This window comes from Janibacter anophelis NBRC 107843 (assembly GCF_001570945.1).
In the GTDB taxonomy this organism is placed as follows: Bacteria; Actinomycetota; Actinomycetes; order Actinomycetales; family Dermatophilaceae; genus Janibacter; species Janibacter anophelis.
The window spans coordinates 1-15,028 of record NZ_BCSQ01000071.1 but is presented as its reverse complement, the minus strand read 5'-3'; the positions used below and the strand labels follow the sequence as shown (position 1 = coordinate 15,028).

The 15,028-nt window shown below is 72.2% G+C and carries 15 protein-coding genes and 1 riboswitch; of the genes, 10 read left to right on the top strand and 5 right to left on the bottom strand.

The window, feature by feature from the left end:
* A partial coding sequence (locus JAN01S_RS14760; protein ID WP_157075782.1) for a hypothetical protein occupies nt 1-309 on the bottom strand: 309 nt, incomplete at its 3' end.
* A 334-nt stretch (nt 310-643) separates the two neighbouring features.
* Here JAN01S_RS14760 and JAN01S_RS14755 point away from each other — a divergent pair.
* Genes JAN01S_RS14755 through mnhG form a run of 6 tightly spaced genes read left to right on the top strand, consistent with a single transcriptional unit; the run spans nt 644 to nt 6,725 of the window.
* Entirely contained in the window at nt 644-3,463 is a 2,820-nt protein-coding gene (locus JAN01S_RS14755; RefSeq protein ID WP_068319366.1) for a Na+/H+ antiporter subunit A, read from the top strand.
* A complete protein-coding gene (locus JAN01S_RS14750; RefSeq protein WP_068319365.1) occupies nt 3,460-3,903 on the top strand; it encodes a Na(+)/H(+) antiporter subunit C in 444 nt (147 codons plus the stop codon). Before JAN01S_RS14755 ends, JAN01S_RS14750 begins: the two co-directional genes overlap by 4 nt.
* Entirely contained in the window at nt 3,900-5,531 is a 1,632-nt protein-coding gene (locus tag JAN01S_RS14745; RefSeq protein ID WP_068319364.1) for a Na+/H+ antiporter subunit D, read from the top strand. Before JAN01S_RS14750 ends, JAN01S_RS14745 begins: the two co-directional genes overlap by 4 nt.
* Nucleotides 5,531-6,091, top strand: a complete 561-nt coding sequence (locus JAN01S_RS14740) for a Na+/H+ antiporter subunit E (protein WP_084360298.1) — start codon at nt 5,531-5,533, stop codon at nt 6,089-6,091. The genes JAN01S_RS14745 and JAN01S_RS14740 overlap by 1 nt, the downstream gene beginning before the upstream one ends.
* Nucleotides 6,088-6,357, top strand: coding sequence for an MrpF/PhaF family protein (locus JAN01S_RS14735; RefSeq protein ID WP_068319363.1), 270 nt, complete (start codon nt 6,088-6,090; stop codon nt 6,355-6,357). Before JAN01S_RS14740 ends, JAN01S_RS14735 begins: the two co-directional genes overlap by 4 nt.
* Nucleotides 6,354-6,725 carry a monovalent cation/H(+) antiporter subunit G gene (mnhG, locus tag JAN01S_RS14730; protein WP_068319362.1) on the top strand — a complete coding sequence of 124 codons (372 nt, stop codon included), beginning with the start codon at nt 6,354-6,356 and terminating at the stop codon, nt 6,723-6,725. Before JAN01S_RS14735 ends, mnhG begins: the two co-directional genes overlap by 4 nt.
* Before the next feature lie 146 nt (nt 6,726-6,871).
* On the opposite strand, the gene JAN01S_RS14725 is transcribed toward mnhG, so the two are convergent.
* From JAN01S_RS14725 to JAN01S_RS14715, 3 genes are all read right to left on the bottom strand, one after another.
* Entirely contained in the window at nt 6,872-7,774 is a 903-nt protein-coding gene (locus JAN01S_RS14725; protein WP_068319361.1) for a C40 family peptidase, read from the bottom strand.
* Nucleotide 7,775: 1 nt separating this feature from the next.
* Nucleotides 7,776-7,958, bottom strand: a riboswitch (cyclic di-AMP (ydaO/yuaA leader).
* 103 nt (nt 7,959-8,061) lie between these two features.
* Nucleotides 8,062-8,781 carry an iron-dependent transcriptional repressor DtxR gene (locus tag JAN01S_RS14720; protein WP_068319367.1) on the bottom strand — a complete coding sequence of 240 codons (720 nt, stop codon included), beginning with the start codon at nt 8,779-8,781 and terminating at the stop codon, nt 8,062-8,064.
* A gap of 44 nt (nt 8,782-8,825) precedes the next feature.
* Nucleotides 8,826-10,031 (bottom strand): MFS transporter, encoded by a 1,206-nt coding sequence (locus tag JAN01S_RS14715; RefSeq protein ID WP_068319360.1) that lies wholly within the window; start codon nt 10,029-10,031, stop codon nt 8,826-8,828.
* Nucleotides 10,032-10,072: 41 nt separating this feature from the next.
* Here JAN01S_RS14715 and JAN01S_RS14710 point away from each other — a divergent pair, with 41 nt between their 5' ends.
* Genes JAN01S_RS14710 through JAN01S_RS14700 form a run of 3 tightly spaced genes read left to right on the top strand, consistent with a single transcriptional unit; the run spans nt 10,073 to nt 12,848 of the window.
* Nucleotides 10,073-10,816, top strand: a complete 744-nt coding sequence (locus JAN01S_RS14710; RefSeq protein ID WP_157075781.1) for a hypothetical protein — start codon at nt 10,073-10,075, stop codon at nt 10,814-10,816.
* Entirely contained in the window at nt 10,813-11,553 is a 741-nt protein-coding gene (locus JAN01S_RS14705; protein WP_068319358.1) for an SDR family NAD(P)-dependent oxidoreductase, read from the top strand. The genes JAN01S_RS14710 and JAN01S_RS14705 overlap by 4 nt, the downstream gene beginning before the upstream one ends.
* A complete protein-coding gene (locus JAN01S_RS14700) occupies nt 11,553-12,848 on the top strand; it encodes a hydroxyacid-oxoacid transhydrogenase (RefSeq protein ID WP_157075780.1) in 1,296 nt (431 codons plus the stop codon). Before JAN01S_RS14705 ends, JAN01S_RS14700 begins: the two co-directional genes overlap by 1 nt.
* Nucleotides 12,849-13,042: 194 nt before the next feature.
* Here JAN01S_RS14700 and pdxH read toward each other — a convergent pair whose 3' ends face one another.
* Nucleotides 13,043-13,747, bottom strand: coding sequence for a pyridoxamine 5'-phosphate oxidase (gene pdxH / locus JAN01S_RS14695; RefSeq protein ID WP_068319356.1), 705 nt, complete (start codon nt 13,745-13,747; stop codon nt 13,043-13,045).
* An 87-nt stretch (nt 13,748-13,834) separates the two neighbouring features.
* On the opposite strand from pdxH, the gene JAN01S_RS14690 reads away from it, so the two are divergent.
* The coding region (locus tag JAN01S_RS14690) for an acyltransferase family protein (protein ID WP_157075779.1) at nt 13,835-15,028 on the top strand (1,194 nt) is incomplete at its 3' end.

Here is a 15,028-nt window from a genome sequence, read left to right as displayed (position 1 = left end):
CCCGGTCCGGCCCACCCGAGCCTCCCGCGACGACAACTCACCGGCGGCCGCACGCTCCGCCACATCGGCGTCCTGCCCGGCCACGAACGCGGCCGTCGCCCGGGCCTGCACCCCGGCCGTCGCGCCCTTGATCGACTCCAGCACCCCGATGACCTCGACCAGCTGCGCCGGCGCCAGCCCCTCCACCCCAGCCGTCGACAGGTCCGACAACATCCCCGCCAACCGCTCCGGCAACGCCACCGGTTCAGGGATGCAGGGCGCGGCGGCAACCGGCTCCTCGACGGTGCTGGTGTCGGTCTGCTCGGTCATCGCGCTCCCCCTTCGCTCACTCCATTGTCGAACAGGTGTTCGAACAATTCAAGAGGGTGGGGACAACTTTTTTCTATGGGTCCGAGAGGTGGTCTCGAGGCTGCGCCCGCTGCACGGACTCCGCACCTCGACCCACGTGAGTCGGAGGGTCTCGAGGCTCGCGCCCGGGGGGCGCTCGCACCTCGACCAGCGTTGGCGCTCGCACCCCCACCCGAACGTGGGACCCAGACCAGCGACAGCCACCCTCCTCCCCACCACCGACAACCCTCCGACATCGGCAGCGTCACCTCCCGTTAAACTGGTCACCCGTCCCCGGACCCCTCGAGAGGCCCTCGTGACCCTGCTGCTGCTCGCCCACTTCGTGGCGGCAGCAGTTGCGCCCGGACTGGCCCGGATGATCCACCGACGGTCCTTCCTCGTCCTCGCGACCGTGCCGGCCGCGACCTTCGCCTGGCTCGTCGCGCAGAGCGGCCGCGTCGCCGACGGGGGCGTCGTCGTCGAGCACATCAGCTGGGTGCCGCAGCTCGGGATGGACTTCGACCTGCGACTCGGGGCCCTGCAGTGGCTCCTCGGCCTACTCGTCAGCGGCGTCGGCGCCCTCGCGCTCATCTACTGCGCCTGGTACTTCAAGCACGACGACCCGAGCCTGTGGCGCTTCACGGGTGTCTTCACCGCCTTCGCCGGCGCCATGCTCGGCCTCGTCCTCGCCGACAACCTGCTCGCTCTGTACGTCTTCTGGGAGCTGACGACGGTCTTCTCCTACACGCTCATCGGCCACAACCCGGTGCGCTCGGCCAACCGGCGCTCGGCGACTCAGGCGCTGCTGGTCACGACCTTCGGCGGGCTGGCGATGCTCGTCGGCACGATCATCCTCGGCCAGACCTCCAGCTACTCGATCAGCGAGATGCTCGCCGACCCGCCGCCCGCGGGCGCCTTGACGACCACCGCGGTCGTGCTCGTACTCGTGGGCGCACTGACGAAGTCCGCCCAAATCCCCTTCCACTTCTGGCTGCCGGGCGCCATGGCCGCGCCGACCCCGGTGAGCGCCTACCTGCACGCCGCCTCGATGGTCAAGGCCGGCATCTACGTCGTCATCCTCCTCGCGCCCGCCTTCCACGACGTCCCCGGCTGGCACGTCCTGACCGTCGGGTTGGGCCTGTGGACCATGGTCGTCGGCGGGTGGCGGGCGTTGCGGCAGGACGACATCAAGCTCCTGCTCGCCTACGGCACCGTGAGCCAGCTCGGCATGATGACCGCCCTCGCGGGCGTCGGGACCAAGGCGGCGGGACTGGCGGCCTTCGCCCTCGTCCTCTCCCACGCCCTCTTCAAGTCCGTCCTCTTCTTCACGGTCGGCATCATCGACAAGGGCACCGGCACGCGCGACCTCACCCAGCTGCACGGCATCGCCCGCCAGGCACCGGTGCTCACCGTCACCGCGGTGGTCTCCGCGGCCTCCATGGCCGGCCTGCCGCCACTCATCGGCTTCGTCGCCAAGGAGTCGGCGCTCGCCGCGGCCGCCGAGGCCACCCACGGGGAGCTCACCGGCGTCGTGGGGTGGCTGGTCGTCATCGGTCTCGTCGCCGGCTCGACGCTCACCGTGGCCTACTCCGCGCGGTTCATCTGGGGTGCCTTCGCGACGAAGGGGGCGACCGGCGCCGCCCCCAGCCCGACCCCCTTCGCCGCGTCCAACGCACTGCTCATCGCCCCCGTGCTCCTCGCCGCGACGACGCTTGCCGGCGGCTTCCTCGGCGACCTGTGGACCGACCTCTTCTATCCCTACGTGGCCACCCTCGACGGGCCGGAGCCGGAGCACCTGGCGCTGTGGCACGGGATCACCCCCGCCTTGGGCCTGTCCGCCGTGGCCATCGCGGGCGGCCTGCTCCTCTTCGCCGGGCGCGCCCCCTTCGCCCGGCTCCAGGCAAAGGTGCCGCAGGTCGTCGACGCCGAGCGCGTCTACCAGCGCTTCATGCGAGCACTGGACCGCTTCGCCGTCGAGGTGACCGCGCTGTCGCAGGGCGGCTCGCTGCCCACCTACCTCGCGACGATCTTCCTCGTCGTCCTCATCCTCCCCGGCGGCGTCGCCGCGACCGCGCTGCCCGGCTCGCAGGTGCGCCCGTGGGACACCCTCGCCCAGGCCGTCGTCGCCGCCTTCGTCATCGCCGGCGCCGTGCTCGCCGTGCGGGCGCGCAACCGGCTGCAGTCCGTCATGTTCGTCGGCACGACCGGCTACGGGCTCGCCCTGCTCTTCCTCCTCCACGGAGCCCCCGACCTCGCGCTGACCCAGGTGCTCGTCGAGACCTTCAGCCTCGTCCTCTTCGTGCTCGTCCTGCGCAAGCTGCCCGAGCGGTTCCGCCGACGCCCCCGGGCCGAGCGGCGCTCATGGCGCCGCACGTGGCGCCTGGCCCTCGCCGGGTCCATCGGTGCCGCGATCTCCGCGATCACGGTCGTCGCGGCCAACGCGCGGGTGCACGAGCCGATCTCACGTGCCTTCCCCGAGGAGGCCTACTCCTTCGGCCACGGCAAGAACGTCGTCAACGTCACCCTCGTCGACATCCGCGCCTGGGACACCCTGGGCGAGATCTCCGTCCTCGTCGCCGCGGCCACCGGCATAGCCAGCCTCGTCTTCGTGCGCACCCAGGACGTCGAGCGCTCGTGGACCCGGCGCCACCAGCAGGGGGAACTGATCCCCTCGGTCCCACGCGAGCGTCGCTCGGTCATCCTCGAGACGGCCACCCGACTGGTCTTCCACGTGATGATCCTGCTCTCGCTCTACCTGCTCTTCGCCGGGCACAACCAGGTCGGCGGTGGCTTCGCCGGCGGTCTCGTCCTCGGACTGGCCCTGCTCGTGCGCTACCTGGCCGGCGGCCGCTCCGAGCTCGACCACGCCGCACCCGTGAGCGCCGGTCTCGTCCTCGGCGCCGGGCTCGCCGTCTCCGCGATCGCCGCGCTCGCGCCGCTCGCCTTCGGCGGCACCGTCCTGCAGTCCGCGGTCGTCGAGCTCGACCTCCCGCTGTGGGGGCCGGTCAAGCTCGTCACCGCGCTGCTCTTCGACATCGGCGTCTACCTCATCGTCGTCGGACTGGCCCTCGACGTCGTCCGCTCGCTCGGGTCGGGCATCGACAAGCAGTCCGAAGAGGACGGGGTCACCGCATGACCGCCATCGCGCCCAACCTCAGCCTCGTCATCGTCGCCGGCTTCCTCATCGCGACCGGCGTCTACCTCCTGCTCGAGCGGGCCCTGACCCGCCTGCTCCTCGGGATCGTCCTCGCGAGCAACGGCGTCGCCACGCTCTACCTCGTCGTCTCCGGCCCGGCGAAGGGTGCCCCCTTCGTCGGTGCACGCCCACCGGAGGAGATGAGCGACCCGCTCCCCCAGGCGATGGTGCTCACCGCGATCGTCATCGCACTGGCGTCGGTGGCCTTCGTCCTCTCCCTCGCCTACCGGCAGTGGCGGATCACCGGCAGTGACGACGTGCCCGACGACGCCGAGGACGAGCTGATCAAGCGCCTCGCCGACCGCGACGAGGTCTCGAGCACCTACGACCCGGACACCCAGTCCACGACCACCGCAGACGAGGAGGACGCGACCGCATGAGCTACGCCAACCTCCTCCCCCTGCCCGTCCTGCTGCCGCTGCTCGGCGCCGCCCTCACCCTCGTCGCACGCCGACAGGCCCGCACCCAGGTGGCCATCAGCCTCGCGGTGCTCGCCGCGAGCCTCGGCGTCGCCATCGCCCTCATGTGGGGCACGCATTTCAACGGCCCGATCGTCCTGTGGCTCGGTGGCTGGAGCGAGCCCCTCGGCATCGCCCTCGTCGCGGACCGGCTGTCCGCCCTCATGCTGCTCATCAGCAGCTTCGTCATCCTCTCCGTGCTCGTCTTCGCCATCGGCCAGGGCGTCGCCGACGGCGACGAGGACTCACCGCTGTCGATCTACTTCCCCACCTACCTCGTGCTGTCGGCCGGGGTGTCCAATGCCTTCCTCGCCGGCGACCTGTTCAACCTCTTCGTCAGCTTCGAGATGCTGCTCTTCGCCTCCTTCGTCCTGCTGACGCTCGGAGGCAGCGGCGCGCGGATCCGGGCCGGGACGACCTACGTCATCGTCTCGATGGTCTCCTCCTTCCTCTTCCTCGTCGCCATCGCCGTGACGTACGCGGCCACCGGCACGGCCAACCTCGCGCAGCTCTCCCTGCGACTGCCCGACATCGACCCGACGGTCGGCCTGGCGCTGCAACTGATGCTGCTCACGGTCTTCGGCATCAAGGCCGCGGTCTTCCCGATGTCCGCGTGGCTGCCCGACAGCTACCCGTCGGCGCCGGTGCCGGTCTCCGCGGTCTTCGCCGGGCTGCTCACCAAGGTCGGCGTCTACGCGATCGTGCGCACCCAGTTCCTGCTCTTCCCCGACTCACCGCTGCACAACCTCATCATGATCGCCGGACTGCTGACGATGCTCGTCGGCATCCTCGGAGCGGTCGCCCAGCCGGGCATCAAGCGGATGCTCTCCTTCACCCTCGTCAGCCACATCGGCTACATGCTCTTCGGTATCGGCGTGGCCAGCGAGCTCGGTCTGTCCTCCGCGATCTTCTACATCGCCCACCACATCACCGTGCAGACGGCGCTCTTCCTCATCTCCGGGCTCATCGAGCGCGTCGGCGGCTCGACCGTCATCGACCGCCTCGGTGGCCTGGCGGCCACGTCACCCGTGCTCGCCATCCTCTTCTTCGTCCCTGCGATGAACCTCGCCGGCATCCCTCCCTTCTCCGGCTTCGTCGGCAAGGTCGGGCTGCTGCAGGCCGGTGCCGCCGACGGCGGCGCTGTCGCGTGGACGCTCGTCGTCGGCTCCGTCGTCACCTCCCTGCTCACCCTCTACGCGGTGGCCAAGACGTGGAGCTACGCCTTCTGGCGGCCGCGCGCCGAGGAGGGCGCCGAGCACACCCTCGAGATGCCGATGCTCACCCCGAGCTTCGGGCGGCTGAGTGATGCCATCGGGGCCGTCGTCGCGCACGAACGCCCGGCCACCCCCATCGCCCCGCCCCCCGCCGCACCGCAGGTGGAGCGGCCGATGCCGCCGCTCATGCTGGGTGCGGCGACCGCCGTCGTCGTCTTCAGCCTCGGCCTGTCCCTCTTCGCCGGGCCGCTCATCACCTACACCGACGCCGCCGCGCGCCAGATGATCACCCGGGACGGCTACGTCAAGGCCGTGCTGCCGCAGGAGGGGCCCTGATGGACGCGGAGGTGCAGCCCACGACGAGCCGCCGCGGCGGCTGGCAGCCGCGCGCGATCATCGCGCTCGCGCTCACCTGGGTGCTGCTGTGGGACAAGGTCTCGCTCGGCAACATCATCAACGGCCTGATCATCGGAGCCGTCGTCACGCAGATCTTCCCGCTGCCGTCGATCCAGTACTTCGGGCGCGTCCACCCGTGGCGGCTCGCGCTCCTGCTCGGACGCTTCCTCGTCGACCTCGTCGTCGCCGCCGTCGAGATCGTCGTCGCGACGCTCAGCCCCCGCCCCTCGCGCGGCGGGTCGATCGTCGAGGTGCAGCTGCGGACACGCTCCGAGTTCTACATGACACTCGTCTCCGCGCTCGTCTCGCTCGTACCCGGGTCGATCGTCGTCGAGGCCCGCCGACGCGCCGGCATCCTCTACGTCCACGGGTTCCACATCACCTCCCCCGAGGGCCTGGAGGAGCTGCGACAGGACGTGCTCGACGTCGAGACGCGTGTCGTGCGGGCCCTGGGCACCGCCGAGGAGATCGGCCTCTGCACGCGGGAGGAGACCCCATGACCTCGATCATCCTCAGCATCGCGCTCGGCCTGCTCTTCGCGGCCGCGGCTCTCGTGCTCGTCCGCGTCTACCTGGGCCCCACCAACCTCGACCGGGCGCTCAGCCTCGACGTGCTCATCGTCATCGTCACCGGCATCATCGCCACCCAGATCCTGCGCATCGACGACGTCGGAGCGCTGCCGATCATGGTCGTCTTCAGCCTGACCGGGTTCGTCGGGTCGTTGTCGGTGGCCCGGTTCATGGCGCGCAAGGAGGACGAGTCATGAGCTGGCAGGAGGCCTGCGACCTCGCCGGCGCCATCAGCATCCTGCTCGGCGCCGTGCTCGCCCTCGTCGGGGCGATCGGCCTGGTGCGGCTGCCCGACGTCTTCGCCCGCATGCACGCGGCGACCAAGCCGCAGACGCTCGGGCTGCTGCTCATCCTCGTCGGCCTGGCGCTCAACGTGCGCACCTGGGCGTCGGTCGCGACGCTGCTCATCGTCATCGGCGCGCAGGCCCTCACCGCCCCCGTCACGGCCCACATGCTCGGCCGCGCCGGGTACCGCTCCGGCATCTCCGAGGACGACCTGCTCCACCACGACGAGCTCGGTGAGGCCTACCGCCGGATGCAGGCCGAGGACGGCCCCCGGCCGTAGTCGATGGGCCCTGGGCCCTTCCGCAGTGGACGGCAACGCGCCGACGAGTCGTCCGCGTGTTCACCTCCACCCAGGAGCCGAGTGACGACGAAGGGGGCGAAGGGAGATGGTCTCCCTTCGCCCCCTTCGTCCGGGGTGGTCTGCGCTCAGACGCGGCCGTAGCCGGAGACGCCGTCGAAGACCGGACGGATGCTGACCGACTTGCCCGTGCGCGGCGCGTCGATCATCATGCCGTCGCCGAGGTAGATGCCCATGTGGTAGGACGGCGACCCGAAGAACACGAGGTCACCGGGCTGCGGGTTCGACACCGGCGTGGTGGCCGCCTGCTGCTGGGTCGTCGTGCGCGGCAGCGAGATGCCGGCCTTGGCGAAGACGTACTGGGTGAAGCCCGAGCAGTCGAAGCCGGAGGGCGTGGAGCCGCCGTAGACGTACGGGGTGCCGATGTACTGCTTGGCGATCGCGATGACGCCGCTGGCGCTGGACGACGAGGGAGCCGGCGCGGACTCGGTCGTGGTCTCGGCCGGGGCCTGGCGCTCCTGCGAGCGGCTGGGCGCGCTGCTCTCGGTGCGCTCGGGCTCCTGCTCCTGGGCCTGCGCCTCCTCGGCCTGCTCCTGCTCCTGCTGCTCCTGCTCGCGCTCGGCAGCGGCCTGCTCCTGCTCACGCTGGCGCTCGGCAGCCTCCTCGGCCTGCCGCTCGCGCTCGGCGCGGGCACGCAGCTGCGCGGGGGTGGGGCCGGTCGGCTTCGCGACGGGCTCGACCTCGATCTTGCCGAAGCCGGTGACGGCCTTGGTCGACGAGGAGGTCGCGCTCGGGGCGGTGACGGCGGCGGTCGCGACCGTCGCGGCGGACGAAGCGGGGACCGCGTCGACCTCGGGAGCGGAGTTGGCGGCCTGGGCGGGGATGGCGATCGCGGCGATGAGGCCACCGGAGGCGGCGACGACGGCGGAACCCTTGGCGAGCGGCGTACCGGCCTGGCTCACGACCTGGCCGAGCTCGGCCACGGGGTTGTAGCGACCGGGGGCGCGGTGACGCCCGACGTTGTGAGACACGTGATGACCTCTGTCCTGCCTACGGGGTCAGCTGTCGGGTTCGGGCCAGAGGTGCGGCCCGGTCCACCGGCACCGGGTCGACCTTGCGATCCGTGCGCCGGAGGACTTCACCCCGAGGAGCATCCGCGATGCCCCATGAGTGGGTCCCCCGCTCCTGCCGTGCGGTGTCGTGCAGTCCGTCGGTGCGGTGGCAGGACTCGGCTCCGCGTGACGGGTCCGCCCAGGGGAGGCGGACCACCAGACCGTACCTGTCGATCACGGCAATGTCACGCCGAGGTCACGGCGGGTCACGAGGAGAGCGGCTCCACGAAGACGTGCTCGGCGACCTCACGGGGCAGCGAGACCCCGCCACCGGACGCGGAACCGGCCCGGGCGACGACGACCCGGTCCTCCTCGGACGTGACGTGCACGACCTCGCCGGGGCGCAGCCGCGCCTCGGTGAGCAGCTCGAGGGCCTCATGGTCGACCTGGGCGGGCTCACCGATCCGGCGGACCCGGAACTGCGCGTCCGCCACGACACCGGCGGCGACGACCTCGGTGAGGCTCTGCAGCCCCTCGAGGTAGTCGATGGGGGCCTCCTCGCCGCCGGACAGCAGCTCGTCGAGCCCGGGGATCGGGGTGCCGTAGGGCGACTCGCGGTGCTCCGGGAGCATCGCGAGGATCTTGCGCTCGACCCGCTCGCTCATGACGTGCTCCCACCGGCACGCCTCCTCGTGGACGTGCTCCCACTCCAGCCCGATGACGTCGGCGAGCAGCCGCTCGGCCAGACGGTGCTTGCGCATGACCCGGGTGGCGAGCAGGCGCCCCTCCTCGGAGAGCACGAGCCGCCGATCGCCGCCGAGGCTGACGAGACCGTCACGCTCCATCCGGGCGATCGTCTGCGAGACGGTCGGGCCCGAGTGACCCAGCCGCTCCGCGATCCGGGCGCGCATCGGAGGGATCTCCTCCTCCTCGAGCTCGAAGATCGTGCGGAGATACATCTCGGTGGTGTCGATGAGGTCCTTCACGAGTCCCATCATGCCCTGCGGCGCCGACGACCGGGAGGCCACCGTCAGGCCGCGACGCGCTCCCGATCGACCCGCGGGAGCCAGACTCCCGACCACACGAGCCCCGCGATACCGAGGGCACCGAGGGCCACGGCGGCCACGGCGGCCACGGGCAGCGACGCGACCACCGTCACCGCGCTCAGGCCGAGCGAACCGACCGAGTGGCCGGCCTCGCCCATGAGCCGCCAGGCGCCGAGGAACTGCGCCCGGTCCACCTGTGGCGCGGCGTCGGCACCGAGCGTCATGACGATGCCGGACCCCAGGCCGTTGCCGAGCGCCATGCACAGCGCGACGGCGAGCAGCTCCCCCTTCGAGTCGGCGAAGGGGAGGACGAGGAAGGACGCCGCCATCACCGTGAGCAGCGCCCCGACGACCCACATCCGGCCGAGCCGGTCCATCATCCAGCCACCCGGGTAGACGAGGACGAGCTCGGCGACACCCGAGATCGCGAAGATCTGCGAGGAGTCGACGCCGTCGAGCCCGATGTGCAGGGCCCACAGCGGCAGGATCGCCAGGCGGGCGGTCCGCATCGCCGAGATCATCAGGACCGCGATCCCCTGCGTCAGCAGGAGGCGTGCGTGCTGCCGGATGACCCGCCAGACCCCGGTGTGCGGCTCCGCGGCCCGGGCCCGCTCGTGCTCACCCGTGAGGTCGGGTGCGGTGAGCACGGTGAGCGCGGAGCCGGCCGCGAGCAGCACCGCGACGCCGTAGGCGCCCTGCAGGCCGAAGGGGGCGATGGCCAGCGACCCGATGACCGGCCCGAGGAGCAGACCCGCGCGCATCGAGCCGCCGAGCAGCGACATGCCGCGGGCGAGCAGCCGTTGCGGCAGCACGTCGATCATGTAGCCCTGTCGGGCGAGGAAGAAGGCAGACGTCGCCAGCCCGCTGACGAAGAGCGCCACCCCCATGAGCCACAGCGTGGGCGCCCAGCCGGCCACCGCGAGGGCGACGACGTCGAGCGCACCGGCCCGCAGCAGGGTCGCGCGCTCACCGATCCGGGCGACGAGGGCTCCCGCCGGCAGGACCCCGACGAGCTGCCCGACCCCGGTGAGGGCGACGACGAAGGCCGCCATGCCCAGGCTCGCCCCGAGCTCGTCCGCGCGCAGCGCGGCGATCGGCAGCACGGCCCCGGCGGCGCCGGCGGACAGGAAGGTCGGCCCGTAGGCGGGGATGACGATGCCCCTCCAGCCGAAGTCGCCGTCCGCGCTCATCCCCTCATCCTCTCCTCGGTGCGCATCGCTAGGTTGGGGTGGTGCGCACCACATCCGAGACCACGACCGTGCCACCGCTGCGTGCCGGTCCGCCCGGCTGCGGCAACGGCGGCTGGGTGAGCGGGATGCTCACCGAGCGGCTCGACGACCTCGTCCCCGCTGACGGGGACCTGGCCTCGGCGACGGTACGCCTCAGCGCGCCGACGCCCCTCGGCAGTCCACTGCGGTGGGAGGTCGCCGGCTCGGTCGGCGACGGCGCCGACCTCGCGGTGCACCTGCTCGACGGCGAGACGCTGCTCGGCACCGCGCGCCGGGTGCCGGCACCAGACCTGGCCCTCCCCGACCCCGTGACCCTCGAGCAGGCGCGCGAGGCCGCGGCCGGGTTCGACGCGGCCGGCCACCCCTTCCCCCACTGCTACGTCTGCGGGCCCGAGGCCGAAGGGGGACTGCACGTGCGTCCCGCAGCGGTCACGGGCCGCGACGACGTGCTCGCCTCCCCGGTGACGCTCACCGAGGAGGGCCTGTCGCCGGTGCTCGCCGCCCTGGACTGCCCGGGCGCCTTCGCGGTCGGTTTCGGTGAGGAGGCGCTGCTGCTCGGCACCTTCACCTCCACCGTCCACGCCGAAGCGCCGCTCGACCGCGAGCTCGTCGTCCTGGCCTGGGCGGTCGGGCGCGAGGGCCGCAAGCGCCACACCGGCACCGCCCTGCTCGACGGCGAGCAGGTGCTCGCCACCGCCGCGGCGACGTGGATCGCCCCCCGCCCCGACCCCGAGGAGTCCGCATGACCCGCCCGCTCGCCCTCGTCACCGGCGCCAGCTCCGGCATCGGCGCCGCCACCGCCCGAGCCCTGGCCGCCGCCGGGCACGAGGTCGTCTGCGCCGCGCGGCGCACCGACCGGATCGCCGACCTCGCCGCCGAGATCGACGGGCGCGCCGTCACCTGCGATGTCACCGACGCCGACTCCGTGGCGGCCCTGGCCGCGGAGGTCGGCGACCGCCTCGACGTCCTCGTCAACAACGCGGGCGGCGCCCACGGACTCGACCCGGTCGCCACGGGCGACGTCGAGGACTGGCGGCAGATGTACGAGGTCAACGTCCTGGGGACCCTGCGCGTGACGCAGGCGCTGCTCCCTTCGCTCATCGCGGCCGAGGGGATCATCGTCAACGTCGGCTCGACCGCCGGTCGCATCTCCTACGAGGGCGGCGCGGGCTACACGGCTGCCAAGCACGGACTCGCGACGATGACCGAGACGCTGCGGCTGGAGCTCGTCGACCAGCCCGTGCGGATCACCGAGATCGCGCCCGGGATGGTGCACACCGAGGGCTTCTCGCTCACCCGGTTCAAGGGTGACTCCGAGCGGGCCGAGCGGGTCTACGCCGGGGTCGCCGAACCGCTTGTCGCCGAGGACATCGCGGACGCGATCACGTGGATGGCCACGCGCCCACGCCACGTCAACGTCGACCTCATGGTCATCAAGCCCCGCGCCCAAGCCGCCCAGCACAAGGTCCACAGGGAGTCATGATGTTGCCCCAGCCCAGTACGCCCGAGACCCTCTTCACCTATGCCGCGCCCAAGCTGAAGTTCGGGCCCGGCGCCGTCGACGAGATCGGCCACGACGTCGCCGCCCTCGGCGCGCGCTCGGCCCTCGTCGTCACCGACACCCGGCTGATGGCGACCGGTCACCCCGAGCGGGTCGCCGAGGCTTTGCGGTCCGCCGGGCTGCGGGCCGAGGTGCACGACTCCGCGGCGGTCGAGCCGAGCGACGCCTCGCTGGCCGCGGCCGTGGAGCGGGCGAAGGGGGCGGCCCCCTTCGACGCCGTCGTCGCCGTGGGTGGTGGGTCGAGCATCGACACGGCCAAGGCGGTCTCGCTCCTGCTGAGCAACCCGGGCGAGCTCATGGACTACGTCAACGCGCCGGTGGGTGGTGGGCGGGCTCCGGAGCACCCGGTGCTGCCGGTGGTCGCCGTGCCGACGACGACCGGGACCGGCAGCGAGTCGACGACGATCTGTGTCCTCGACGTGCTCGCGGCGAAGGTCAAGACCGGCATCAGCCACGAGCGGCTGCGGCCCGTGCTCGCCGTCGTCGACCCCGAGCTCACCGCGACCCAGCCTCCCGGTGTCACCGCCGCCGCGGGGATGGACATCCTCTGCCACGCTCTCGAGTCGTGGACGGCTCGCCCGTACACGAGCTACGAGCACAAGTCCCCGGAGCAGCGCGTCCCCTACTGCGGGTCCAACCCGATCGCCGACATGTACGCCGAGCGGGCGCTGCGGTTGCTCGCCGGGGCCTTCCGCCGGGCCGTCGAGGGTGACGCCGCCGCGCGCACCGACATGGCGCTGGCCGCGACCTTCGCCGGGATGGGCTTCGGCAACGCCGGCGTCCACGTGCCGCACGCCAACGCCTACCCGGTCGCCGGTCGCGTGCACGACCTCGACACCGACTTCCGTCCCGACGGCTACGACGCGAGCGAGGCGATGGTCCCGCACGGCATGGCTGTCGCGTCGACCGCGCCGGCGGCCTTCGCGATGACCTTCGAGGCCGACCCCGCGCGGCACCTTGCCGCCGCGACCTGGCTCGACCCGCAGGCCCTGGACGCCGACGCCCCCGAGCCCGAACGGCTCTCCGCCGTCCTGCGCCGCCTCATGCGCGACATCGGCCAGCCCAGCGGCCTCGCCGAGATCGGCTACACCGACGCCGACGTCGACGGGATCGTGTCCGGCACGATGCAGCAGCAACGCCTCTTGGCGACCGCGCCCCGCGAGGTCACCGAGGAGGACATCGCCGCGGTCGTCCGAGCCTCCATGCACCACTGGTAGGCGGTCCCGTCCGACCGGGGGGAACCCCCGAGGGCGCGGGTCCAGGGTGGGGGTCGGCCCGACTCATGGGCGAAGCCGGCATGCCTCTCGCACGTGACGTCGAAGAGGAAGTCCGCCGGCTTCGTCCTTAGGGCCACCCCCAGCCCTGGTTCCGCGCCCGGAGCTGACCACGCGGGCCTGTATGGCCACCGAACTCAGGGCTGGAGCCGCTCGACCTGCCAGGCGTGCTCATCGTCGAGGCCGCCGTCGGCGACGCGGGTCCAGCGGAAGCGGTCGTGGAGGCGGTTGCTACGGCCGGCCCAGGCCTCGAGCTCGTCGACGGCGATGCGCCAGCCGCCCCAGTCGGCGGGGCGGGGCACGTCGCGCCCCTCGTAGCGGGCCTCGACCTCGGTCCAGGCCCGCTCGAGCGGCTCGCGGCCCTCGATCGGCTGCGACTGCCGTGAGACCCACGCGCTCAGCTGGGAGCCGCGCGGGCGTCCGGCGAAGTAGGCGTCGAGGTGCGCGTCGTCGATCCGCTCGGCGCGACCGCGGAAGCGGAGTGCGCGGAACATCGACGGCCAGGTGAGCGTGGCCGCGACGAAGGGCGCCGCCTCCAGCTGACGACTCTTGGCGGACTCGAGGCTCGTGACGAAGCCCGGGCCGACGGGGTCGAGGAAGCGCATGAGCACCGTGCGCACGTCGGGGTGGCCCTCGGCGTCGACGGTCGCGACGGCGAAGGACAGCGGCTCGGGGACGTCGCCGCGCTCGACCTGCCGGGCCCGCGCCGAGTCCACCCACGACGTCACGAGGGCGAAGGGAGCGCCCGGCACCTCCCCTTCGACCAGGCCCTCCCCGGCGTAGTCGACGTGGTCCGACCGCGGCGGCGTGCGGGGGATGATCCCGTCCGGTGAGGCGCTCATGCACGTCACACTACGACCGCTCCCCCGGTGACCGGAGCGGCCGGTAGCCTGACCGTCGATCCCGACCCGTCCCCCCTTGGAGTTCGCATGCGCCCAGCCGCACCGCGGCGCGCCCGTCCCCGGCGCAGGCCCTCCTGGCTGGACCTCGTCAGCACGGACCTGGACCAGATGGGCCCGTCGTACCGGCCGGCGATCGACGGCTACCGGGGACTCTTCATCATCCTCGTGATGCTGTACCACTTCGGGGTCACCGAACTGGCGGGCGGCTGGGTGGGCATCAACCACTTCTTCACCTTCTCCGGGTTCCTCATCGGCGGCATCCTCATCAAGGAGTCCCAGCGCCGTGGCCGCATCGATGCGCTGCGCTTCTACCTCCGGCGCGCCCGGCGGATCGTGCCCGCCATGACGCTGCTCGTCGCCGCAGTCCTCACGCACACCCTGCTCGTCGACTCGGGGGACCGGCCGCAGACGGCGGGCGATGCCTTCGCCACGATGACCTTCTGGCAGAACTGGCGTCTCGTCTCACGCGACGACCAGTACTTCGACGTCCTCGTCGAGCCCAGCCCGCTGCGGCACGTGTGGACCCTCGGGGTCGAGGAGCAGTTCTACCTGCTCGCCCCCTTCCTCGTGGCCGCGGTCCTGCTCGTGCGCGGCCGCTGGGCCCGCACCGCGCTCGTCCTCGGCCTCGCCGTGGCCAGCGCGGTCTGGACCGCGCACCTCGCCGACACCGGGGCCACCGGCTCGCGGCTGTACTACGGCACCGACGTGCGGGCCCAGGCGCTCCTCGTCGGCGTGGCCGTCGCCATGCTCCTCACCCCCGACCGTCGGGGACGAGCGCCGCGACTGCCGCGAGCCGCAGCAGAGACGATCGGCTGGGCGGGCACCCTGCTGGCGATCTCCGCCTTCTTCGTCCTCGACGCCACCGGGCGCTGGGTCTTCGACAACGGCGGGATGCTGATCTTCGCCGTGATGGCCGCCGGCATGGGCGCCTCGGCCCTCGACCCGCGGCCGCTGCGGATCAACCGCCTCATGAGCTGGTCGCCGCTCGTCCACCTCGGCCAGATCTCCTACGGTCTCTACCTCTTCCACTGGCCGCTGGAGATCTGGCTGCCCACCGACGGGCTGCCCATGGTCCTCGACATCGTGCTGAAGCTCGTGCTCTCGTGGGTCATCGCGGTGCTCTCCTACCGCTTCGTCGAGGTCCCCGTGATGGTCGGCGGGTTCCGCGCCCTGTGGCCGCGCGGCCTGGACCGGCGGGTCCGACGGTGGGCCGCACCCGCC